Annotated in this window: 26 protein-coding genes; 9 read left to right on the forward strand and 17 right to left on the reverse strand. The window is 70.7% G+C overall.

Annotated features, from left to right (window positions below; translation table 11 throughout):
- Positions 1-66: 66 nt before the first annotated feature.
- The 11 genes from AB0F29_RS24290 to AB0F29_RS24340 form a co-directional block, all read right to left on the reverse strand.
- A complete protein-coding gene (locus AB0F29_RS24290; protein ID WP_265600096.1) occupies positions 67-363 on the reverse strand; it encodes a gas vesicle protein K in 297 nt (98 codons plus the stop codon).
- Entirely contained in the window at positions 360-596 is a 237-nt protein-coding gene (locus AB0F29_RS24295) for a gas vesicle protein (RefSeq protein ID WP_361875487.1), read from the reverse strand. Before AB0F29_RS24295 ends, AB0F29_RS24290 begins: the two co-directional genes overlap by 4 nt.
- Positions 597-598: 2 nt before the next feature.
- Positions 599-1420 (reverse strand): GvpL/GvpF family gas vesicle protein, encoded by an 822-nt coding sequence (locus AB0F29_RS24300; protein WP_361875490.1) that lies wholly within the window; start codon positions 1418-1420, stop codon positions 599-601.
- On the reverse strand, positions 1417-1818 hold the full coding sequence (locus tag AB0F29_RS24305; RefSeq protein WP_361875493.1) for a gas vesicle protein: 402 nt from the start codon (positions 1816-1818) through the stop codon (positions 1417-1419). Before AB0F29_RS24305 ends, AB0F29_RS24300 begins: the two co-directional genes overlap by 4 nt.
- Entirely contained in the window at positions 1815-2963 is a 1149-nt protein-coding gene (locus tag AB0F29_RS24310; RefSeq protein WP_361875496.1) for an SRPBCC family protein, read from the reverse strand. Before AB0F29_RS24310 ends, AB0F29_RS24305 begins: the two co-directional genes overlap by 4 nt.
- Positions 2964-2969: 6 nt before the next feature.
- Positions 2970-3905 (reverse strand): histone protein, encoded by a 936-nt coding sequence (locus AB0F29_RS24315; protein ID WP_361875499.1) that lies wholly within the window; start codon positions 3903-3905, stop codon positions 2970-2972.
- Entirely contained in the window at positions 3898-4164 is a 267-nt protein-coding gene (locus AB0F29_RS24320; RefSeq protein WP_361875502.1) for a gas vesicle protein GvpG, read from the reverse strand. Before AB0F29_RS24320 ends, AB0F29_RS24315 begins: the two co-directional genes overlap by 8 nt.
- A 2-nt stretch (positions 4165-4166) precedes the next feature.
- Positions 4167-4952: a GvpL/GvpF family gas vesicle protein gene (locus AB0F29_RS24325; protein ID WP_361875504.1), complete on the reverse strand. Its 786-nt coding sequence runs from the start codon at positions 4950-4952 to the stop codon at positions 4167-4169.
- A gap of 1 nt (position 4953) precedes the next feature.
- The gene (gvpJ, locus tag AB0F29_RS24330) at positions 4954-5448 is read right to left on the reverse strand and encodes a gas vesicle protein GvpJ (protein WP_361875507.1); all 495 of its coding nucleotides are present in this window, start codon (positions 5446-5448) and stop codon (positions 4954-4956) included.
- Between the two features lie 34 nt (positions 5449-5482).
- The gene (locus AB0F29_RS24335) at positions 5483-5806 is read right to left on the reverse strand and encodes a gas vesicle protein (protein ID WP_026291203.1); all 324 of its coding nucleotides are present in this window, start codon (positions 5804-5806) and stop codon (positions 5483-5485) included.
- A 280-nt stretch (positions 5807-6086) separates the two neighbouring features.
- Complete coding sequence (locus tag AB0F29_RS24340; protein WP_361875510.1) at positions 6087-6764, reverse strand: class I SAM-dependent methyltransferase; 678 nt, start codon at positions 6762-6764, stop codon at positions 6087-6089.
- Positions 6765-7059: 295 nt separating this feature from the next.
- Here AB0F29_RS24340 and AB0F29_RS24345 point away from each other — a divergent pair, with 295 nt between their 5' ends.
- From AB0F29_RS24345 to AB0F29_RS24355, 3 genes are all read left to right on the forward strand, one after another.
- Entirely contained in the window at positions 7060-7986 is a 927-nt protein-coding gene (locus tag AB0F29_RS24345) for a hypothetical protein (protein WP_361875513.1), read from the forward strand.
- Positions 7987-8084: 98 nt separating this feature from the next.
- Positions 8085-8546: a hypothetical protein gene (locus tag AB0F29_RS24350; protein ID WP_361875516.1), complete on the forward strand. Its 462-nt coding sequence runs from the start codon at positions 8085-8087 to the stop codon at positions 8544-8546.
- A 191-nt stretch (positions 8547-8737) separates the two neighbouring features.
- Positions 8738-9619: an NAD(P)-binding domain-containing protein gene (locus AB0F29_RS24355; protein ID WP_361875519.1), complete on the forward strand. Its 882-nt coding sequence runs from the start codon at positions 8738-8740 to the stop codon at positions 9617-9619.
- Positions 9620-9695: 76 nt separating this feature from the next.
- Here the strand turns inward: AB0F29_RS24355 and AB0F29_RS24360 are convergent, their stop codons facing one another.
- From AB0F29_RS24360 to AB0F29_RS24370, 3 genes are all read right to left on the reverse strand, one after another.
- Positions 9696-10742 (reverse strand): MarR family transcriptional regulator, encoded by a 1047-nt coding sequence (locus AB0F29_RS24360; protein WP_361875780.1) that lies wholly within the window; start codon positions 10740-10742, stop codon positions 9696-9698.
- 422 nt (positions 10743-11164) lie between these two features.
- The gene (locus AB0F29_RS24365) at positions 11165-11746 is read right to left on the reverse strand and encodes an HD domain-containing protein (RefSeq protein ID WP_361875522.1); all 582 of its coding nucleotides are present in this window, start codon (positions 11744-11746) and stop codon (positions 11165-11167) included.
- Between the two features lie 12 nt (positions 11747-11758).
- Positions 11759-12835: a helix-turn-helix transcriptional regulator gene (locus tag AB0F29_RS24370; protein WP_361875783.1), complete on the reverse strand. Its 1077-nt coding sequence runs from the start codon at positions 12833-12835 to the stop codon at positions 11759-11761.
- Positions 12836-12997: 162 nt separating this feature from the next.
- On the opposite strand from AB0F29_RS24370, the gene AB0F29_RS24375 reads away from it, so the two are divergent.
- The 4 genes from AB0F29_RS24375 (at position 12998) to AB0F29_RS24390 (ending at position 15035) form a co-directional block, all read left to right on the forward strand.
- On the forward strand, positions 12998-13150 hold the full coding sequence (locus AB0F29_RS24375; RefSeq protein WP_361875804.1) for a hypothetical protein: 153 nt from the start codon (positions 12998-13000) through the stop codon (positions 13148-13150).
- 133 nt (positions 13151-13283) lie between these two features.
- Positions 13284-13589, forward strand: a complete 306-nt coding sequence (locus tag AB0F29_RS24380; RefSeq protein WP_361875525.1) for a hypothetical protein — start codon at positions 13284-13286, stop codon at positions 13587-13589.
- Positions 13586-13807 (forward strand): hypothetical protein, encoded by a 222-nt coding sequence (locus tag AB0F29_RS24385; protein ID WP_361875528.1) that lies wholly within the window; start codon positions 13586-13588, stop codon positions 13805-13807. The genes AB0F29_RS24380 and AB0F29_RS24385 overlap by 4 nt, the downstream gene beginning before the upstream one ends.
- 127 nt (positions 13808-13934) lie before the next feature.
- On the forward strand, positions 13935-15035 hold the full coding sequence (locus tag AB0F29_RS24390; protein WP_361875531.1) for a methyltransferase domain-containing protein: 1101 nt from the start codon (positions 13935-13937) through the stop codon (positions 15033-15035).
- A gap of 63 nt (positions 15036-15098) precedes the next feature.
- Here the strand turns inward: AB0F29_RS24390 and AB0F29_RS24395 are convergent, their stop codons facing one another.
- From AB0F29_RS24395 to AB0F29_RS24405, 3 genes are all read right to left on the reverse strand, one after another.
- The gene (locus AB0F29_RS24395; RefSeq protein ID WP_361875534.1) at positions 15099-15623 is read right to left on the reverse strand and encodes a GNAT family N-acetyltransferase; all 525 of its coding nucleotides are present in this window, start codon (positions 15621-15623) and stop codon (positions 15099-15101) included.
- A gap of 137 nt (positions 15624-15760) precedes the next feature.
- A complete protein-coding gene (locus AB0F29_RS24400) occupies positions 15761-16603 on the reverse strand; it encodes an ABC transporter permease (protein ID WP_361875537.1) in 843 nt (280 codons plus the stop codon).
- On the reverse strand, positions 16600-17694 hold the full coding sequence (locus AB0F29_RS24405; protein WP_361875540.1) for an ATP-binding cassette domain-containing protein: 1095 nt from the start codon (positions 17692-17694) through the stop codon (positions 16600-16602). Before AB0F29_RS24405 ends, AB0F29_RS24400 begins: the two co-directional genes overlap by 4 nt.
- 127 nt (positions 17695-17821) lie before the next feature.
- Between AB0F29_RS24405 and AB0F29_RS24410 the strand changes: the two genes are divergently transcribed.
- Together AB0F29_RS24410 and AB0F29_RS24415 are read left to right on the forward strand one after the other, a co-directional pair.
- Entirely contained in the window at positions 17822-18706 is an 885-nt protein-coding gene (locus tag AB0F29_RS24410; protein ID WP_361875543.1) for a TetR/AcrR family transcriptional regulator, read from the forward strand.
- Between the two features lie 31 nt (positions 18707-18737).
- The gene (locus AB0F29_RS24415) at positions 18738-19142 is read left to right on the forward strand and encodes a PPOX class F420-dependent oxidoreductase (RefSeq protein ID WP_361875546.1); all 405 of its coding nucleotides are present in this window, start codon (positions 18738-18740) and stop codon (positions 19140-19142) included.
- Positions 19143-19168: the final 26 nt, after the last annotated feature.

The following is a 19168-nucleotide window of genomic DNA, read 5'->3' on the forward strand; positions in this document are numbered from 1 at the left end:
CGCCCGTGCGGCCCCCTCACTCACTCTCCGCCCGCCCACGACCATCCGCCATTCGAGGGACCGGGCTCAGTCGCGGGGCAGCAGCGTCCCCAGCGGTCCGAGGTCCAGGTTGAGGTCCTCGGGCCGCACCCCGTGCTGATCGCAGAGCTCCTTCATCCGCTGGTCGAGCAGCATGAGCGTGGTCCCGATCTCCTCGACCTGCTCGTCACTGAGGTCGCCCTGTTCGACCCGGCGGATCGCCTGCCGCTCCATCAGCTGCCGGAGAAGCTCCACCACGGTGAGGACCAGGGCCACCAGGTCCCGCCCCATCTGCTCGGAGTCCAGATCCACCCGGGAACCCGGGGCCCGGCCCGCGCCCGTCACAACGGCCCCCCGTCGGCCCAGGGCGCCGGAACCCGCTCGCTGACCGACGACAGCAGGGCGTGCAGTGACACCCGTACCAGAGGTACGTCGGCGATGGCGATCACCAGGTCCCCGCTGACGACGACACCGGTCGCCAGGACACGGTCCAGCAGGTCCACCAGCGGCACCCCGATGGGACCGCTCAGGGGCTCCGGGCTGTCCCAGGGGACCACCGCGCGCTCAGACGCTGCCACGGCTACACCTCCCCGACGAAGGAGTACGGCACCCAGGGGCCGGTCAGCTCGATCCGCGCCCCGGTCCGCTCGCCCAAGCCCCGTACCAGAGCGTCCAGTTCCTCCGCTCTCTGCTCGGCCACGAGGTACGTGGCGTTGAGCACGTGCACCCGGCCGTCACCTCCCGGTACGGCTCCGTGCGTACGGAGTCGGCGCGACGCGGCAGCCAGCTCTCGGAGTTCGGCGTCCACGGATTCCGCGACGGACAGGGCTTGTTCCCGGCGCTGCTCGCGTCGCTCCTGGACCCCGCGTCTGCGGTTCAGGTAGGCGAGCCCGGCACCGGCGGCGGGAGCCTCGCGCCCGCCGCCTCCGGCGGTGACGGGTTCCGTTTCCTCGGGTGCCGTCGCGGGCTCGTACACCTTCACGCCCCATTCGGCGTGGTGCGCGATGTGTTTCAGCACCCGGTGGAAGCGGTGTGCCTCGTCGTCGAGAGCACGGCGGGCCCGATCGTCGTCGTGGTAGAGCGTGGCGAGGGGCAGCGGTACGGCGGGCCCGTGCGCGGCCGCGGCGGACACGACCTCGTGGTGGGCCCGGGCGTACCGTTCGATCTCACGCGGGTCGGAGAGTCGCGACTGCCAGACCTCGTCCGTGAAGTCGGCGGCCCGGACGGTCTGGACCACAGCGGTCAGCGGTCCGGAGGGCAGCAGCCGGACGGCCGCACCGCCGGGCATGCCGACCAGGCCGGTGACGTCGGCCGTGTGCGTGGCACGGGCGCCCCGGCAGACGGCGAACACGTACGTGACACCGGTGCCCGGAGCCCGGTCCAGGTGGGCGTGATGCGTCATCTCTGCCCGGTCTCCTTGCTGTCGTTTCGGTCCGCGTTCCGGTTCGGGCGCGGGCCGGGGTTCTCGTCCGCGTCCGCGTCCTCGTCCGTTCCTGGTTCGAGGGCCTGGAGGCGTTCCCGCAGCCGGCGGTTCTCGTCTTCCAGGGCGTTGCGCGAGGCCCGGGAGCTGAGGGCGGGATCGGTCTCCCACCAGTCGATGCCCGCCTTCTTCGCGGTGTCGACGGATGCCACGAATAGGCGGAGCCGGATGGTGAGGAGTTCGATGTCGAGAAGGTCGATCTTGATGTCCCCGGCGATGACGATGCCCTTGTCCAGGACGCGTTCGAGGATGTCGGCGAGGTTGGTGGTCTGAGGGCCGTTGGCGGGCGGCCCTCCCTGTCGGAAGTCGAGGTCGGTCACCGCGAGGCCCCGGACCGGCGCCTGCGGCTCGCGCGCTTCTTGGCGGGCGGCTCCTCCGGCTCCTCCTCGTCCTCGTCCTCTTCGTCTTCGTCTTCGTCTTCGTCTTCGTCTTCGTCTTCGTCTTCGTCAGGCTCGTCCTCGTCCTCACCTTCCTCAGGCTCGTCCTCGTCCTCCTCGTCGTAGTCCTCTTCCTCGCCTTCCTCAGGCTCCTCGTCCTCTTCCTCGTCCTCCTCGCCTTCCTCAGGCTCCTCCTCGCCGTACTCGTCCTCGGCCTCCCCGTCCTCGTCCTCCCCGTCCTCGGCCTCTTCCGCCTCCTCGCGCTCGACGGCCTCCTCGTGGCTGACCACGACCTCGCCGTCGCGGATCTCGCCGCGCCACCCCTCGGGCTCTTCTTCGGTGAGGCTCACGTAGCGCTGGAAGTGCTTGAAGTCCAGCCGTACGCGGCGGCCCTGGGCGCGCCAGAGGTTGCCCGTCTTCTCGAAGAACCCGGACGGGTAGTACTCCATGACCAGCACGATGCGGGTCAGGTTCGGGGCCAGCTCATGGAAGCTGATGGCTCCGCGCGTGCTGCCCTTGGCGCCCTCGGAGGTCCAGACGATCCGGTCGTCCGGCACCTGTTCCTGCACCGTGGCCTTGAAGCCGCGGGTGGAGGGGCCGACCTTGACCTTCCAGTCGCTTTCCTCGTCCTCGCCCTTGGAGACGCTCTGGACGCCCTTCATGAAGCCGCTGAACTCTTCGTACTGCGTCCAGGCGTCGTAGGCGGTACGCAGCGGCACACCGACGTCGATCACTTCGATGATGTTCATGAACTTGCCGCCGCCGGCCTTGCGGTTGCCCTTGCCGCCACCCCCGCCGAACGCGCTCTTCGCCTTGTCCACCACCGCGTCCTTCGCGCCCTTGGCCTTCTCCGAGACGAACGCCTTCACCGGGGATTCGCCCTGGAGCACGCGAGAACCGATGGCGGGCAGTGAGCCGCCGTTCTCGGCTGCGTCGGTCAACTGGCCCGTGAGATCGGAGAGTTTGCTGCCTGCCTTCTCGGCAAGCTGCTGGACCTGAGCGCCGGCGAATTTCGACAGCTCTTCCTTGATGCGGCCGACACCCGACTCCGCCGGAGCCTCGGATTCGTCCTTGTCCGTCGTTGCCATGGCTGACTACCTCCGGCGATCGGCGCGCTTGGATGCTGACCGCTTCGACGTCGCTGTCTTCTTCGCGGCAGACTTCTGAGGGGTGGACTTCTTGGCTGCGGACTTCTTGGCGGCAGACTTCTTGGCCGGAGCGGTCTTCTTCGCCGTCTTCTTCGCTGACGTCTTCTTCGCTGGTGCAGCCTTCTTGGCCGGAGCGGCCTTCTTGGCTGAAGCCTTCTTCGCGGGAGCGGCCTTCTTGGCCTTATTGGCCGGAGCCTTCTTGGCGGGGGCCTTCTTGGCGGGGGCCTTCTTCGCCGGAGCCTTCTTTGCGGGGGCTGCCTTCTTCTCCGCCGACTTCCTGGCCGGGGCCGCCTTCCTGGCGGGGGACTTCCTCGCCCGGGACGGCTGCGGCGGGGCCGCCTCTTCCTCTTCGTCCTCTTCGGGCTCTTCTTCCTCGTCTTCCTCGTCTTCCTCTTCTTCCTCGTCTTCCTCTTCCGGCTCCTCGTCCTCGTACTCTTCGTCCTCTTCGGGCTCCTCTTCGTCCTCCTCCTCGTCCTCGCCTTCCGGCTCTTCCTCGGGCCCCTCGTCCTCGTCCTCGTCCTCGTCCTCGTACTCGCCCTCGTCCTCTTCGTCCGCCTCGTCGTCCGGCGCCGCCGTGAGCCGGGCCGTCCGGTCGCCGATGGCGTCCGCCAGGGAGGCCATGGAGCGGTTGGCGGCGGCCGTCACCGCCTGGCGTCCCGCGTCGAGGACCTCGCCCCTCAGCTGCTCCTGCAACTCGGCGACTTGCGGCACCTCACCGAGCCTGCGCATGCCTTCGGCCGCCAGCTGGCGGGGTTCGAGTCCGAACCGGCGCCCCGCCAGATAGGTCGCGACGCTCAGCGCGACCCGGCCCTTCTTCGTCCGGCCCAGCACATATCCGCCCACTACGGCGGCTGCGAGCGCCACTTTCGCCTGGTCATCCATGTCTGTCACCTTCTGTCGTCGGTGTCCGGCCGGTCTGCGCGGCATACAACCGGTCGAGCAGCCTTTCCTCTTCTGCTTCGAACTCCTCCAGCCCGATGTGCCCCTCGTCGAGCTCCTGGTTGAGGGCCGCCAGCTGCGCGCGGATCACCCCGGGGTCGTAGAGTTCGCGCTCGGCGGCGTCCTGCAACCGCTCCGCGACCCACACCACGCCCCGGGCGGGTGCGAGGGGGAGCATCAGGAGTCCGGAGATCAGCCCCATCGTCAGCCTCCACCGACCGGCGCGGGCGGCCTCGTGCTCGCGGCGCCGACGAAGCTGTAGCAGGGCAGCGGCCCCGCGAGGCGGAGTTCGACGTGGTCGCGGTGGGCCGCCGCGAAACGATCGGCCGTCGCGCGGAACCGGTCGCTGTCCGCCCGCGCCACGAGGAAGGACACGTTGAGCGCGCAGCCGGGAACCTCGGGGCCGGCGGCCGTCGCCCGGGCCATCGGGGCCAGATCGCGCAGCGCCCTCCGTCCCGCCTCGCCCGCCCGGCGCGCCAGGGCGGACGCGACGGCCGCCCCCAGGCGCACATTGGCCTCGTATCCGGGCCGCCGGCGGGTTTCCTCGCGCAGCCGCCGTACGGTCGCGTCCCCCGCCACCAGTGCGGCGAGGGAGCCATGGGCCGGCAGAGCCTTGACGTTCATCTCGATGTGCCCGGCGACCCGGTCCAGGGCGGCGAGATGGCCCGCCTGCGCCCCGGTCAGCTGGGCGCGCAGCGCGTCGTCGTCCGGTGCGACCATGCCGAAACGCATCGGCAGGACCGGCCCGCTGTCCGCCAGACGCGTCAGGAGTTCCTGGTGAGCCAGCAGGTCACGCCGCCGGGCCCGCAACTGCGTGGGGGCGGCACTGACGACGGCGGCCACCGGGCCCACTGCGACCGTCCGCAGCGGGGCGGGCGGGCTGCCGACGCCCCCGGACTTCCCGGGCAGCGGCGTTCCGGCCCGGACGACCGCGTACACGTACAGCCCCGTTCCGGCGGCCTGGCCCGTCACCGGGCCGTCGGCGCGCACGTCAGGCCTCTGCCCTGCGGCGACGGCTCGTACCACCGCTGCCGCTGCTGCGGGCGGGGGCGCGACGCTTCTTCGGGCGCGCCGGTCGTTCCTCCGCCTCTTCCTCGTCGTAATCGTCGTACTCGTCGTCATCGTCGTGGCCGCCGGCCCCGACCGCCTTGCGTACGGTGTCGCCGACGGACTCCGCGGCCTTGCGCACCTTCCGCTTGCCGATGGAGCGGGCGGCGGAGCCGCCGAGCAGCTCGGGGACGGTGGTGCTGCCCGAGTCACGTTCGAGGTCGAGACGGTTGCACGCCTCGGCGAAGCGCAGGTAGGTGTCGACACTCGCCACGACTATGCGCGCGTCGATCTTGAGGATCTCGATGCCGACCAGGGAGACGCGTACGAATACGTCGATCACCATGCCCCGGTCGAGAATGAGCTCCAGCACGTCATAGAGCGTGCCTGCGCGGGGCGGGCACGGAGCGGCGCCGTCGACGTAGGTCGTGGTGGTCATGGGGGGGTCCTTCCAGCTGTCGGACGCAGTGGGGTCACTCGTCGGCGGCACCGCGCCGGTAGCGGCGGACCCGGGTGTACTCCACGAGTTCGCAGGCGCCGTCGAGCCGCACCTCGTACGAGGCGAGGAGACTGGTCGTGTCCGGGATGCGGGGCACTTCGAGGACGTCCACGACGACGCACCAGCCGTCGTCGTCGGATCGTCGGATCGCGGAGACGCCCTCGGCCGGGTGGCTGATCAGCGATTCCAGGCTCTGACAGGCGGCGCGGGCCGCGTGCTCGGGCCCCTTCCTGGCCGAGGGCTTCTTCCGGGTCCCCGGGGAGGAGCGTTCGGCGCGCGCTGAACGTTGGTCTGCCATGGTGACCAGTCTGGTCACCACGGGTCACTTCGCATCCTGAGTGAGCCGGTGGTGCGACACCCCGCCCTCCCGGGCCGGTCAGCAGGCAGAGCCGGGCAGGGCAGGAGGCGGGCGAGATCGGAGGCGGGCGAGGCAGAAGGCGGGCGAGGCAGGAGGCGGGCGAGATCGGACGACAGCCAGAGTCAGAGACCCGCAGGCCAGGAGGCGGGCGACGTCGGACGACAGCCAGAGTCAGAGACCCGCAGGGCAGAAAGCGCGCGAGATCCGACGACAGCCAGGGTCAGGCCGCGGACGGCCTCCGCGCCAGTACGAACCCCTGCGGCGCCCGCTCCGGGAACGGCCCGTCCGTGTCCCGCTCCCGCCACACCCGGGACACCACCTCCAGTCCCGCGTCCCGCAGCAGCTCGCCGATCCGCTCGGGCTGCCGCCGGTGGAAGTCGAGCGAGACCTCCATGCCCCACGCCTCCGTCAGTCGCAGCGGCTCGTCCCCGACCTGGAAGCCCAGCTGTACGTGGGCCCCCGGGGCCAGGACGCGGTGGAACTCCTCAAAGGCGCGCGGCAGTTTTGCGTCCGGTACGTGGATCGTCGAGTACCGGGCGAGCAGCCCGCCCAGCGAGGCGTCCGGCAGCGCGAGGTCCAGCATGGAACCTTCCTCGAAGCGCAGACCCGGGTGCTCCTCCCGCGCCACGGCGACCATCTGCGGGGAAAGGTCGATCCCGAACACGTCCAGTGCCAGGCCCAGTTCGTGAAGGTGCGCGGTCACCCGGCCCGTCCCGCAGCCGACATCGGCCACCGGGAGGCCGCCGCCGCCGGCCGCCGCGAGTTCGGCGAACGCGCCCAACAGCGCACGTTCCAAAGACTTGGCCGCCAACTCGCCTCGGGCGAACTCGACGTAGCCGGGGGCCATGGCGTCGTACGAGGACCGGGTGGCGTTCAGGAAGTCAGGTACGGCGGTCATGGACCGGAACCCTACGACAGGCCTGATACCGCGCGATCTACTGGTACGTACAACCCCTGTCCCGTGCGGTCGGCTGCGCCGGAACACAAGCGGAGCATCTACTTCCTCCCTCGGTGGCTCGGCTTTTGCGGTGAGCCGCAACAGCATGGCCGGGCCACTGCCACCTGGGCGATTCTTCCCGTGGACGGGGGCACCGACCGGAGTCGAGTCCCGGACTTCCAGGACTCGACTCCGGTCGCGCACCCCGGCGACGGAAAGGCGCCGAGGTACCGGCGCCGTGTCGAGGGGAGCGGCGATGAAACGGGTGTACGTGTCCACGTGCGCCGGGGTGGCGGCCATGGCGGCCTTCCTCGCCGGCTGCGCCGCTGACGCCGGTACCGCACCGGAGCGCGCCCACCCGGCGGTTGAGGCGCAGGTCACCGGACGGGAACTGTCCGCCGCCGAAGAGCTTCTGGTGCAGCGCGCGGAACAGCTGTTGGTGAAGGAGTGCATGGAGGAGGCCGGCTTCAGCTACTGGGCCGGTGTCCTGCCGACGCCCGACGATCTGCGGGGCGGAGGCTACGTGCTGACCGACGCCGCCTGGGCGAAGCGCAACGGGTACGGGAGCCGGGTCCGTGAGAGGCTCCAGCGGCTGCAACGCGACGACCCGAACCACGCCTATGCCAACGCGCTCCCCGAGGACGAACGCGTTCGCTACACCAAGGCGCTCGAAGGGGACTCGTCGAACGGCATGGTGGCGGCAGAACTGCCCGGCGGAGGAACCGTCGGCATCCCGCGGGTCAGCTGCCTGTCGGATGCGAAAGGCCGGCTGTACGGCGACTTCGAGACCTGGTACCGGTCGGACAAGACCGTCACCCACCTGGCGCGCCTCTACGCGGCGGAGGTCGTCGAGGACGGTCGCACCGCGAAGGCGTTGAAGGCGTGGTCCGCGTGCATGCGTGAAGCGGGCCACGACTACGCCGACCCGCCGTCGGTCCGCGACGGCCTTCCCTCGCTCACCGAAGGGCTGACCCCCGCCCAGGCGTTCGCCGTCGAGAACGGCCTGGCCGTGACCGAGGCCCGCTGCGCGACGCGTACGCCACTGGCCGCGACCCTGCGGGCGCTGACCGCCGAGTACCGCTCCCCCCTCCTGGCGGAGTACGGCGAAGACGTCGCCGCGCACCGGCGGATGGGCCTCGCCGCTCTCGCGCGGGCCGAGGACATCACCGGCGCGACCGCCTGACCGAGCGGTCGCGGGGCGGGCGCCCCGCTGACAACGACTTCCGCGGCCCCGTGCCGCGGGTTCCGCACAACACCCGAACACACAGGGAGTGATACACCATGCGCAAGACCCTGGCCACGGCCGCCACCCTGGCACTCGCCGGCCTCGGCGTTGTCCTTCCCGCCGGAGGGGCGCAAGCGTCCGACACCTGCAACCGGGCCTACCATGCGGCCCTGGGCGGCTACTTCTACGCCTACTCCGGCGACCACTGCAGCGGCTACCTGGGCAAGACCACGAGCTGGGACTCGGACTGGGGCAACAGCTCCGGACCGTTCCAGGGCAGCGACACCAACAACGCCCAGTCGATCCTGCACAAGGGCACGTCGGGGCTGGCCGTACAGGTCATCAACGGGACCGGCAAGGACTGGGGCGGCGGCTACACCTGCCTCACGATGGGCGAGCAGTACATGAGCGATCTCAGCGGCTTCACGTTCAGCAGCGGAAAGGCCGTCGACAACGGGATCAGCTCCCACCAGTGGATGTCGGAGAAGTCGTGCGGGAAATGGGTCCTCGACTCCTGAACCGCCCGTCCTGACCGGCTCACTCTCTGAGCCGGTCAGGACGGAGGGCCACGCCTCCGGCCCGCGGCTCGCGAGGAGCAGCGGGCCGGAGTCCTGCCGCAGGGCTCCGACGTGCTTGCTCACCTCGGGGTAACCACCCACTAAACAGTGCGTACTTGATCGCCTCCAGGCCTGCGACCAGCATGATCCGCATGGCAGAGAACACTGTTGAGAAGACCCCCGTCACGTTGCTGGGCCTCGGCGCGATGGGCGCCGCACTGGCGCGTACCTGGCTTGCGGCCGGCCATCCGCTCACCGTCTGGAACCGCTCCCCGGCCCGCGCCGCGGCGCTCGCCGCCGAGGGGGCAGAGGTCGCGGACACCGTCACTGAAGCGGTCGCGGCGAACACTCTTGTCGTGGTCTGCCTGTTGGACGACGCCTCGGTCGCCGAGGCGCTGGCGGGCACCGACCTGGCCGGCAAGGACCTGGTCAACCTGACCACCAGCACCCCTGCCCAGGCCCGGGCCCGCGCCGAGTGGGCCCGCGAGCGTGGCGCCCGCTACCTGGACGGCGGGATCATGGCCGTCCCGCCCATGATCGGAGTCCCGGAGGCCGGCGGCTACGTCTTCTACAGCGGCTCGCCGGAGCTCTTCGAGCGACACCAGCAGACGCTGGGCGTCCCGGTCGGCACCACTTACGTCGGCGAGGACGCGGGATTCGCGGCCCTGCACGACGTGGCCCTGCTCAGCGCCATGTACGGGATGTTCGCCGGGGCGGCGCACGCCTTCGCCCTGATCCGCAAGGAGGACATCGACCCGGCGGCGCTCGCCCCGCTGCTCGCCGACTGGCTCGTCGCGATGGCCCCGTCGGTCCACCAGACCGCCGACCAGCTGCGGAGCGGTGACTACACCAGGGGCGTCGTCTCCAACCTCGGCATGCAGGTGGCCGGCACGCCGACCTTCCTGGACACCGCCGCACAGCAGGGGGTCAGCCCCGAACTGCTCAGCCCCTACTTCGAGCTGATGCGACGCCGCCTGGCCGAGGGCAGCGGCGAGGAGGACCTGTCGGGCGTGATCGACCTGCTGGTGCGCTGACCTGCAACGTGCCGCCTGATGCTGATGGCTACCGTGCGCCGGGGCTGCGGACCCGAGCCTGCTCGCCGAGGCGAGGTCAGACGGGTTTGAGCAGGTCGCGGAGGTTGCTCATGTGTGCTTTGACGTCGGCGATCTCGACGGGGCGGGTCGAGTTCTCGACGTCCACTGAGTGGGCTTCTCGGCAGGGTCGGCAGAGGCCGTCGGGGGGGGCTTCCGGCCGTCCGGGGCGTCCGCAGGCGGTGCATTCCATGAGGATGCGGCGGGTTGGTGCGGGAGTGCCGGGCGAGGCGTTCTCGTGGGGGAGCCGAGGCGGCATCTTGTCGCTGAGGCGGCGGCGGACGAAGCCGAGGGGGCTGTCGACCCGGGCGGGGAGCCCTGCGGTCAGGGCGCTGGTCAGGTAGTCGACGCTCACGCCCCGGGCGAGCCATTCCGCCGCCTGTGCTTCCAGGGTGGCGCAGTCGTCGGCGGAGAGGGCGAGCCGGTGATCGTCACGGCCGAGACGGGCCAGGGCGAGGTAGGCGGGAGACCGCCCTGCTTCGGAAGCTCCGTGGGGCGTCGCGGGCACCGCGCCCGGGGCGGTCGGATGGGGCGGCGCGGCCTCGGCGTCCGGGGCCTGGTCGGGGGTGCGCTGGTGCGGTACGGCGCTGGGTTCGGGGGCCTGATCGGTACCGGGGCACTCCGGAGCGGGCGCAGGCGGCGGCTCTTCGGCCGGGGCCCACGGTGGCGGCGGTGCCGTGTTGAAGGCAGGCCTCTCCGGTGCGGGGGTTGCGGCCAGGGCGGCCTTCTCGGTGGCGAGGTAGGCGTTCCACCACTCGTTGTCGCGCGCGGTGCGGGACCAGAAGGTGCGGAAGACCCAGCGGGTCTCGTCGCCCTCGCCGGCGGGGCACCGTACGCGTCGCAGATGCCCGGCGACGGACAGGCTGGTCAAGGAGGTGGAGATGGCCTGCTGGCCGTAGAGCGGGAGCTGCTTGGCCAGGGTCTTCACGCTCATCGCCGCGCCCTCGGGGAGGTGGTCGACGAATCCAGCGACGTACCGCTCGCGGGCCGGGAGGAGCGCGAAGTCGTGCGGCGTACGGGCCTGTTGGTCCGGCGCGGAGCGTTTGCCGTAGCCGGGCTTGGCCATCGGGTACGCGGCGGAGTGTGCGGAAGCGGGCAGGGCGGAGCTAGTGTGCTGAGTAGCCACGGGATCGGCTTTCTAGGTGATCGGTCTTGCGGTGAGACCCCGGCCTGGTGCTTGCGACACCGGTCGGGGTCGTTTGGTTCTCGCACCGTAAGCAGTCGTGACGCTGTGCCGCAAGCCGTCACGATTAGTCATACTTGCTGACCGTTACGAGGTAGGGAGGTAGGGGAGGTTTTCCCAAACCCCTTCTTCTACCCACCGGTTAAAGAAGGCGCTCGAACCCCGAGTCCCGCATCCCGAAGCCCGAGTCTCGGCACCCGAGCTTCGGGCCGGGGCCTCATCCACGTACCCCCAGAAGAGTGACCCGACCGCCCCGAAGCCCGAGGCCCGAAGCTCAGGGCTCGGGATTCGGGCTGCGAGGGGGGCTACCTCTTGCCCTCACCCAAGGCCACGCGCAGCCAATCAAGGCTCCCCTGCGCCAGCAGCTCGTCGGCCAGGCGGTTGGCGGTCTCGGTGACGAGGCGGCTGCGGCTGTTGTCGATCCAGCGCTGGGCGTTCTCGTAGCCCTGGGCCTTGTACTCGATGCCCTGGAGCATGCATTCCAGCTTGTCCGCGTCCCGGGCGCAGACCGCCTCCGGTGACTCCTTCGCCTCGTACTCCGCGACCAGTTCGCGGACCGCCGAGGCCAGCACCTCGGGCATACCCGCCGTCTGGTCGGCGGTGACTTCCTGTGGGTCGCCGGCGGGCGCGTACCTCTTCCCGAGGTGGTTCACGTCCCCGGTCCGGGTCTCCTGCGTGTCGTGCCACACGGCGAGATAGGCGGCGCGCGCGGGATCCGCGCCCTCCAGCTTTGCGATGATCGTGGCGATCAAAGCCGTACGCCAGGAGTGCTCGGCAACGCTCTCCGGATCACGGACCCCGGCCATCCACCACCCGGTGCGCCGCGTCTGCTTGAGCGTGCCCGCCTCGTACAGGAAGCGTCCCACCGCGGACAGGTCATCAGCCACGACCATCTCCTCTCACGCCTCGGCGAGGCGGATTGCATACCGGATGCCCTCCAGCTCCCGGCGCGTCCGTGCCGAAAGCTCTCGACTATCCAACATCACAGGGAGGGATGCGCGTAGTTCGTTCCTGATCGCGCTTTCGGGCCGCAGCAGGTTGGGACGTGCGGCGAGCAGGGCCCACAGGGTGTGAACGTTCAAGTCGAAGAAGCCATGGTCAGGGGTCAGGCCACGAACCAGGTGGCGCATGAGTTTGTCGCCGGGCCACGGGCCTGGGTTCGTGGTGGCGATGAAGTCGTCGGAGAGTTGGATATGCGGTGTCTCACCGATCCAGTACGCCCAGTAGTTGAGGTTTGCTGCCTCGCCTGCGTCGTCCTCGGCGAGTGTCACGTTGATGAAGTGCCTCATGCGGTCCCGGTCGCCCTGTCTGGCGGCGACGGCTGCGACCGAGCGGGCGTTGAGCCAGGCTGCCAGCCACCCGTCCGGGCGCTCGGTCCGTTGCTGCTGGGCCAGCCAGTCGGAAGTGTCGGACGCGTCGTCGTACCCGGCCAGGTAGAGGGCTTGACGACGTAATAGAAAACGGTCCTTGCCTCGCGCCTGCTCTGCGGCTTGACGCATGCGGGAGAAGAAGCGCCTGCGGTCTGCAGCGGACAGCTCGGGACCTCGCGGCGCGGGCCCCCTGCGCGGTCGCGGAGAGGCGGGTAAGGATCGCAACGGCGTCGGAGCCACGCCGTTGAGTGGCCAGGAAAGCAACTCGACCAGCTCACGCTGCATAACCCACGCGCCGATCGGGCTGTCCTCGGTGGGTACGTCCTCGTTGAGAGTGGCCGCCAGAAGTACGTCGGCCTCCGTGGCCCGTTCCAGAGCGAGGAGCAGGGCGGGCGCGCTGCCCAGGCGTAAGAGTTGATGGCGGTGTACGAGCATCTGCCCGACCGGGACGGCGGTCAAAGGCCGCCGCCCCGATTCCCAGCCCGCAACGGTGTCGGGTGAGACCCGAAACTGCTCCGCGAGGGTCTCCTGTGTGTGGTCCAGCTGCTCGCGGATCTGGCGGAATACGTACCCGGACACTGTGCCGCCGCGGCTTCTTTGCGGCATTCCCCGACCGTTGGTCAGGGTGGTGCGTGATCCGCTGTCCATGGCGCCCCCTTTGCCCGTCGGGCACCCGTACCCGCAGTCAGTTCAAGCTGCGGCCCTTGCTCTCTACCGTCGTAGTCACAGTGACAGCCCTGCGACAGAGGGTAGTGGAAGGCGTTTGTCGTGACGATGACGATCAAGGTGTACGAGGTGGATAGCGAGGGTCGTGCCCGGGTGCTCCGGCCGAAGGTCGACGTGATTCCGCTGGAAGAACCGGAGTTTTCAAATGAGTTCGCCGCATGCGAGTGCCGCCTCTGTACTGGGGGCGATTCGTGAAGACCGTGGCGGCTCCGGAGGAAGACGAATACCGGGCCTGGCTCGGCCATACCCAGCATTGCCCGACCTGCCGCACCGGAATTTCCTGTCCTACTGCTGCCAAGCTCGGCCGTGCCTGGCGGGTGGCGCGCGGATGAGGTGTTTCGCGACGGGGGATGCGCATGAGGTGCCGGTCGAGGGCGCCACCGGTGCTTACTGTCCGGAGCATGAGGTGACGTTGTTGTGGCGGGGGGATCCGATCACTTCCGCTGATGTGCCTCAGGTGGCGGTGGCGGTGGCTGACCTGGGCGGGTTGTCGGCGGGGGCGGACGGTCCGTACGGCGTTGTCTGCCGAAGTGCGTTGGTGACGGGTCTGGCCGAGGTGCACGCCTACTGCCTGCGGCCTGATTGTGTCTGCCCGTGCCATGAGGCGGCCACCGTTCTCCGGGAGGCCGGATGAGCGTCAGCCTGTCGGCTGCGGATGTGCGTACCCGTGAGGCGTGTTGGCGTTCCCATGTGACCGCCGCCCGGCACACCGCTCGTGGCCGGGATCTGCTGTGCCGGGCGTGTGCCGAGAGCGGCTCTCCGCGCCGGGTCGATGTCTTTCCGCCGTACGGGATCTACCGGTTGCACCGTCTTGCCAATCGAACTGTCTCACCGATCAGAGGAGATGAGTGATGACTACCAACCTCGTATGGGCCGATGCCGGCAAGCATGGTGGTGCGCCGTCGGACAAGCCGTGGACGCCGCCGTCGGAGCCGAAGCCGTCTCCGGACGGCAGCCGCCCCACGTATGCCCCGCAGCCATGAGCGCCGCACCGCGAGCACCCACGTATCCGGATCTGGTGCGGTATCTCGCCGACCGTGGATTACTGGATGCCAGGTGGCGGCGGGTGTTCGAGGCTGTTCCGCGCAGCCGGTTCGTTCCGGCGGATGTGTGGCGGCAGCTGCCCGACCGGTGCGAGCCCGTGGTGGGGGCGGATGCGTGGCTGGCGTTGGTGAACTCGGACGAGCCGGTCGTCACTCAGCTCGACGACGGTGCCGAGGGAGGGCCCGGTGTCGCGACGTCGTCGAACTCGATGCCCTCGATGGTCGCCCGGATGCTCACGCTCCTTGATGTCCAGGACGGGCAGTGGGTGCTGGAGATCGGCACCGGCACCGGGTACGTTTCCGCGCTGCTCTGCGAACGGCTCGGTGACGATCTCGTCCACAGCGTTGAGCTGGACCCGGTCGTGGCCCGGCAGGCGGCCGACGCCTTGGCGCAGGCCGGGTACCGGCCACATCTGCGCGTCGGGGACGAGCAGCCCTGGCCCGGTTTGGGGCCCGTCGACAGGCTGATCGCCACCTGCGCGTTGCGGTACGTCCCGTACGCCCTGCTCCGCCAGGTCCGCCCCGGCGGGGTCCTCGTGGCTCCGCTCGCCCGGGAGTTCTGGTCCGGCGCGCTGGTCCAGCTCCACGTTCACGATGACGGAACGGCGACCGGCCCGTTCTGCGGCGGGGCCACGTACATGCCGATGCGCTCCCACCGCGTGCCCGATCTCCACGAGGTCCATGGCAAGGGTCGGGCCCGGGCGGCGGGCCTGGACCCCGCCCGGCTCCTCGACCTCGGGTTCGCCCTGTACGCCGGGGCGCGGCTGCCCGGCGTGCGGCTCATCCACCAGGACACCGCCGACGGGGCCCAGGTCTGGGTGACCCGCGAGGACGGCGGCGCTGCCACGACCGCCACCGGCGAGGAGGCATGGCAGTACGGGCCCGGGTTCCTGTGGGAGGAGATCGAGCAGGTCTGGTGGGAGTACGAGGCGGTGGGGCGGCCCGACGCCGAGGAATTCGGGCTGACCGTGACCGACCGGGGCCAGCAGGTGTGGCTACGCGAACCCGCCGACGTCATCCGGCCCAGCAGGACGTAACCCGCGTTAGGGCCTGCTCCGATTCGGCCCGTGGCATCACGACGGGCCGGATCGGAGTCGGCCCTAACGGGCCCCCGGCAAGGGCGGGTTGCCCGCCCATCGCCGCTCGCCGTCCTCCCACTCCCCGGTCGGGCGGAGGCCCGCTGCCGTGGCCACCGCCTCGGACGCGGCGTGGTCGGGGTGCACGTGGGCGACGAGCTCCCGGACGCCCCCGGCCGCGACCAGGTGCGCAGCCAGGCCCTTCGCGGCCTCGCTCGCGTAGCCCCGGCCCTGCCACGGCGTCCCGACCACCCAGGCGATCTCCGCCCGGGGCCCCCGTACCGTCGCCTGGACGTACCCGGCGAGGGCCCCGTCCGCGCGGACCTTGAGCACCCAGTTCCACCACAGCTCCCCCGGGTCCGGCGAACCCGCGCTCTGCCGCTCGTACCGGGACCGCAGCGCGGCCGGGTCCGGGGGGCCGCCGCCGGTGAACACGTACAGCGCCGGGTCCGCGAGGACGGCCGCCATCTCGTCGGCGTACGCCGGTTCGAGGGGGAGCGCGTCGAGGCGGGCGGTGGTGAAGGGCGAGGGCGTGATGGTCGTCGGCACGGTGCCCGACCCTACGCCGACCACCGGCCCCCGGCACCTTCGTTTCCGCAGGTCACGGCCGGCGCGTCCGGACCCACACCGGCTCAAGCCCCATCGGCTCAAGCCTCATCGGCTCACGCCCCCACCGGCTCACGCCCTCACCGGCTCAGGTGCTGGAAGCGGCGCACCGCCAGCGGCAGGAACACCAGCGTGATCACGAGCGGCCACACCAGGGCCATCAGCAGGGCGTGCTCCTCCACCCAGGTGCCGCCGCCCGCCACGGGGTTGCCGAACAGCTCTCGGGTGGCCGTCGCCGTCGAGGAGATGGGGTTCCAGGCGGCGATCGTGCCCAGCCAGCCCGGCATCAGGGACGGGGCGACGAAGGTGCTGGAGATCATCGTGATGGGGAAGGCCACCGCGTACAGCCCGCCCGCCGCCTCCGGGGTGGGCACCAGCATGCCGAGCCAGACGCCCACCCAGATCAGGCTGAACCGCAGGAGCAGGAGCAGCCCGAACGCCCCGAGGCCGGCCATCACCCCGCCGTCCGCGCGCCAGCCGATCAGCAGCGCGGTGACGGCCAGGATGGTCAGTTCGGCGGCGGCCACCACCAGGTCGGCCGTCCCGCGTCCGGAGGCGAAGGCGGAAGGAGCCATCGGCATGGACCGGAAGCGGTCGACGACCCCCTTGGAGGCGTCGGTGACGACGGCCACGGCGGTGTTCATGAAGCCCATGGCCATGGTCATGGCGAACATGCCGGGCATCAGGAACTCCCGGTAGTCCCCGCCCCCGGGCACCTTCATCGCGCTGCCGAAGACGTATCCGTACAGCAGGACGGAGAGGATCGGGAAGCCTAGCTGCCAGACGACGGCGGAGGGATGCCGCTGGTAATGGGTGAGGGTGCGGCGGGTGATGTTCCAGCAGTCGGAGACCGCCCAGAAGACGGAGGCTCGGTCGCGGACCGGGGCCGTCGCCTCAGCGGGGTTCCTTTCGAGTGTGGTCATGCCGCCGCCACCTCTCGTGCGTCGCGGTTCTCGGTGGTGTCGTGGTTCCCTGTGGTGCCGTGGTTCGCGGTGGTGTCGTGGTTCGCGGCGTCGCCTGCCGCACCGTGGCCCGTCAGGCGCAGGAACACGTCGTCCAGGCTCGGCCGGCGGAGCCCGATGTCCTCCACCGCGATCCCTGCGTCCTGGAGGCTCCGGGCCACCTCGGTGAGTGCGGCCACCCGGTCGGCGACCTGGGCGTGCACCCGGCGGGCGGTGGCGTCCGTGACGACGAGCCCGCCGCCGGCCACCCGGTCGACGGCCCTCGCCACCGCGTCGAGGTCTCCCGCGTCGGCGGCCACCACCTCGATCCGGTCGCCGCCGATCCGGTTCTTCAGCGCGTCCGGGGTGTCGTCGGCGATGGCCCGCCCCCGGTCGATGACGGTGATGTGCGAGGCGAGCCGGTCCGCCTCGTCCAGGTACTGCGTGGTCAGCAGCACGGTCGTACCGCCCGCCACCAACGCCCGGACCGCGTCCCAGACCTCGCCCCGGCCGCGCGGGTCGAGCCCGGTCGTCGGCTCGTCCAGGAAGAGCACGTCGGGCTGGAGGATCATCGACGAGGCCAGGTCGAGCCGTCGCCGCATGCCGCCGCTGTACTCCTTGGCGCCCTTGTCGGCGGCCTCGGTCAGGTCGAACCGGTCCAGGAGTTCCCCGGCGCGCTGCCGGGCCCGGCGGTTGCCGAGGTGGAAGAGCCGCCCGAACATCTCCAGGTTCTGCCGGCCGGTGAGGCCTTCGTCGACGGCCGCGTACTGGCCGGTGAGCCCGATCCGGCTCCGTACGCGGCGGGGTTCGCGCGCCACGTCGAGCCCGGCGACCTCCGCCCGGCCCGCGTCGTACCGCAGGAGCGTGGCGAGGATCCGCACGGCGGTGGTCTTGCCCGCCCCGTTCGGGCCGAGCAGGCCGTGGACGGTGCCGGGGCGCACGGCGAGGTCGAACCCGTCGAGCGCCCGCTTCTCCGTCCCACCCTTACCCCGCCCCCGGTACCGCTTCACGACGCCTTCGGCGAGCACCGCGTACCCGGACGCGGACCCCGACCCGGTTTTAGGCATGAGCATGCTGCAACCTCCCTGTTCTCGACCGACCGGTAGCTAACTGAGTACACCGTACCCCTCAATTGGGTACGCCGTACTCCGATGCGGGTACGGCGTACCCAACTCCGTCCCGGAGCACTACGCTGGCCCCATGGCGAAAGACGGATCGACAGCGGCGACGGACGGCACGGCCACCGGGAGCGGCGACATCGCACGCAGCCTGGAACTCCTGTGGGGCACCGGGGACCGCCCCAGCCGCGGGCCCAAACCGGGGCTGTCGCTGGACCGGATCGTCACCGCCGCCATCGCCGTCGCGGACGCGGAAGGGCTGGCCGCCGTCTCCATGCGCCGGCTCTCCACCGAGCTCGGCACGGGCACCATGTCGCTCTACCGGTACGTCCCCGGCAAGGCGGAACTGCTGGACCTGATGCTCGACCGGGTGCTGGGCCAGCCCCTGCCCACCGACACGGAGCTTCCCGTCGAAGCGCCCCCCGCCGACTGGCGGGCGTCCATCGACGCCATGGCCCGCACCTACCTGGACAACCTGCGCGCCCACCCCTGGCTGCTGAAGATCAACCAGGCGCGTACGGTGCTCGGCCCCAGCGCCCTGCGCGGCCTGGAACTCTCCCTCACCGGCCTGCGGTCCATGGGCCTGCGCGACCCCGAGCTGATCGGCGTGATCATCACGGTCAACAGCTTCGTGGAGGGTCTCGCCCGCACCCAGGCCGACGCGGCGGAGGCCGTACGGCAGACCGGGCTGAGCGACCAGGAGTTCTGGGACAACCAGCGCCCCTACCTGGAGCGGGCCATGCTGAGCGGCGCGTACCCGATGATGGCGGGTCTGTCGGAGGACGCCTTCAGCGCCGAGTTCGACCACTTCGCGTTCGGGCTGCGACGGCTGATCGCCGGCTTCGAGGCCCTGGTCGCGGAGCGGACAGTGGAGGGGACGGCGGAGCGGACGGCGGACGGGACGGCGGACGGGACGGTGGACGGGACCACGGGCCAGGCCACGGAGCGGACAGCGGCCCGGAAATGACAGCACCCCCGGCCCGTGCCCCAATGGATATATGGACGCCAGCCGGGAACTCGCTCCTTTCGTCAAGCAGTACGCCGTCCTGCTGAGCACCCACCGGCAGGACGGGGCCCCCGTCGGCACACCGGTCAACATCGCCGTCGAGGGCGATCACGCGTTCATCCGCACGTTCTCCTCCGCCTGGAAGGTGGAGCGGATGCGCAACCACCCGCAGGTGGAGATCGCTCCCTGCACGGTCCGGGGCAGCCCCACCGGACCGCAGATCAGGGCGCACGCACGGCTGCTGCGGCCGGGCACGAAGGAGAACACGCACGCGGCGCGGATGCTGTCGCGCAAGTACCCGGTCGTGCAGGGCGTGCTCGTCCCGCTCGCGCACCGGCTGAAGCGGGACCGGACCCTGCACTACGAGGTGTGGCCGGTGACGGACGACGACACCTGAGCCCGAGCGAGCCGCGAACGCCCCGG

This window comes from Streptomyces sp. NPDC026589 (assembly GCF_040638385.1).
GTDB lineage: Bacteria > Actinomycetota > Actinomycetes > Streptomycetales > Streptomycetaceae > Streptomyces.

Bases quoted from the DNA above. Each gene is read 5' to 3' on its own strand.
- AB0F29_RS24300 (WP_361875490.1), bottom strand. From the start codon at position 1,420: ATGACGCATCACGCCCACCTGGACCGGGCTCCGGGCACCGGTGTCACG.
- AB0F29_RS24310 (WP_361875496.1), bottom strand. From the start codon at position 2,963: ATGGCAACGACGGACAAGGACGAATCCGAGGCTCCGGCGGAGTCGGGT.
- AB0F29_RS24315 (WP_361875499.1), bottom strand. From the start codon at position 3,905: ATGGATGACCAGGCGAAAGTGGCGCTCGCAGCCGCCGTAGTGGGCGGA.
- AB0F29_RS24320 (WP_361875502.1), bottom strand. From the start codon at position 4,164: ATGGGGCTGATCTCCGGACTCCTGATGCTCCCCCTCGCACCCGCCCGG.
- gvpJ (WP_361875507.1), bottom strand. From the start codon at position 5,448: ATGACCACCACGACCTACGTCGACGGCGCCGCTCCGTGCCCGCCCCGC.
- AB0F29_RS24335 (WP_026291203.1), bottom strand. From the start codon at position 5,806: ATGGCAGACCAACGTTCAGCGCGCGCCGAACGCTCCTCCCCGGGGACC.
- AB0F29_RS24340 (WP_361875510.1), bottom strand. From the start codon at position 6,764: ATGACCGCCGTACCTGACTTCCTGAACGCCACCCGGTCCTCGTACGAC.
- AB0F29_RS24345 (WP_361875513.1), top strand. From the start codon at position 7,060: ATGAAACGGGTGTACGTGTCCACGTGCGCCGGGGTGGCGGCCATGGCG.
- AB0F29_RS24350 (WP_361875516.1), top strand. From the start codon at position 8,085: ATGCGCAAGACCCTGGCCACGGCCGCCACCCTGGCACTCGCCGGCCTC.
- AB0F29_RS24355 (WP_361875519.1), top strand. From the start codon at position 8,738: ATGGCAGAGAACACTGTTGAGAAGACCCCCGTCACGTTGCTGGGCCTC.
- AB0F29_RS24360 (WP_361875780.1), bottom strand. From the start codon at position 10,742: ATGGCCAAGCCCGGCTACGGCAAACGCTCCGCGCCGGACCAACAGGCC.
- AB0F29_RS24370 (WP_361875783.1), bottom strand. From the start codon at position 12,835: ATGCCGCAAAGAAGCCGCGGCGGCACAGTGTCCGGGTACGTATTCCGC.
- AB0F29_RS24380 (WP_361875525.1), top strand. From the start codon at position 13,284: ATGAGGTGTTTCGCGACGGGGGATGCGCATGAGGTGCCGGTCGAGGGC.
- AB0F29_RS24385 (WP_361875528.1), top strand. From the start codon at position 13,586: ATGAGCGTCAGCCTGTCGGCTGCGGATGTGCGTACCCGTGAGGCGTGT.
- AB0F29_RS24390 (WP_361875531.1), top strand. From the start codon at position 13,935: ATGAGCGCCGCACCGCGAGCACCCACGTATCCGGATCTGGTGCGGTAT.
- AB0F29_RS24400 (WP_361875537.1), bottom strand. From the start codon at position 16,603: ATGACCACACTCGAAAGGAACCCCGCTGAGGCGACGGCCCCGGTCCGC.
- AB0F29_RS24405 (WP_361875540.1), bottom strand. From the start codon at position 17,694: ATGCTCATGCCTAAAACCGGGTCGGGGTCCGCGTCCGGGTACGCGGTG.
- AB0F29_RS24410 (WP_361875543.1), top strand. From the start codon at position 17,822: ATGGCGAAAGACGGATCGACAGCGGCGACGGACGGCACGGCCACCGGG.
- AB0F29_RS24415 (WP_361875546.1), top strand. From the start codon at position 18,738: ATGGACGCCAGCCGGGAACTCGCTCCTTTCGTCAAGCAGTACGCCGTC.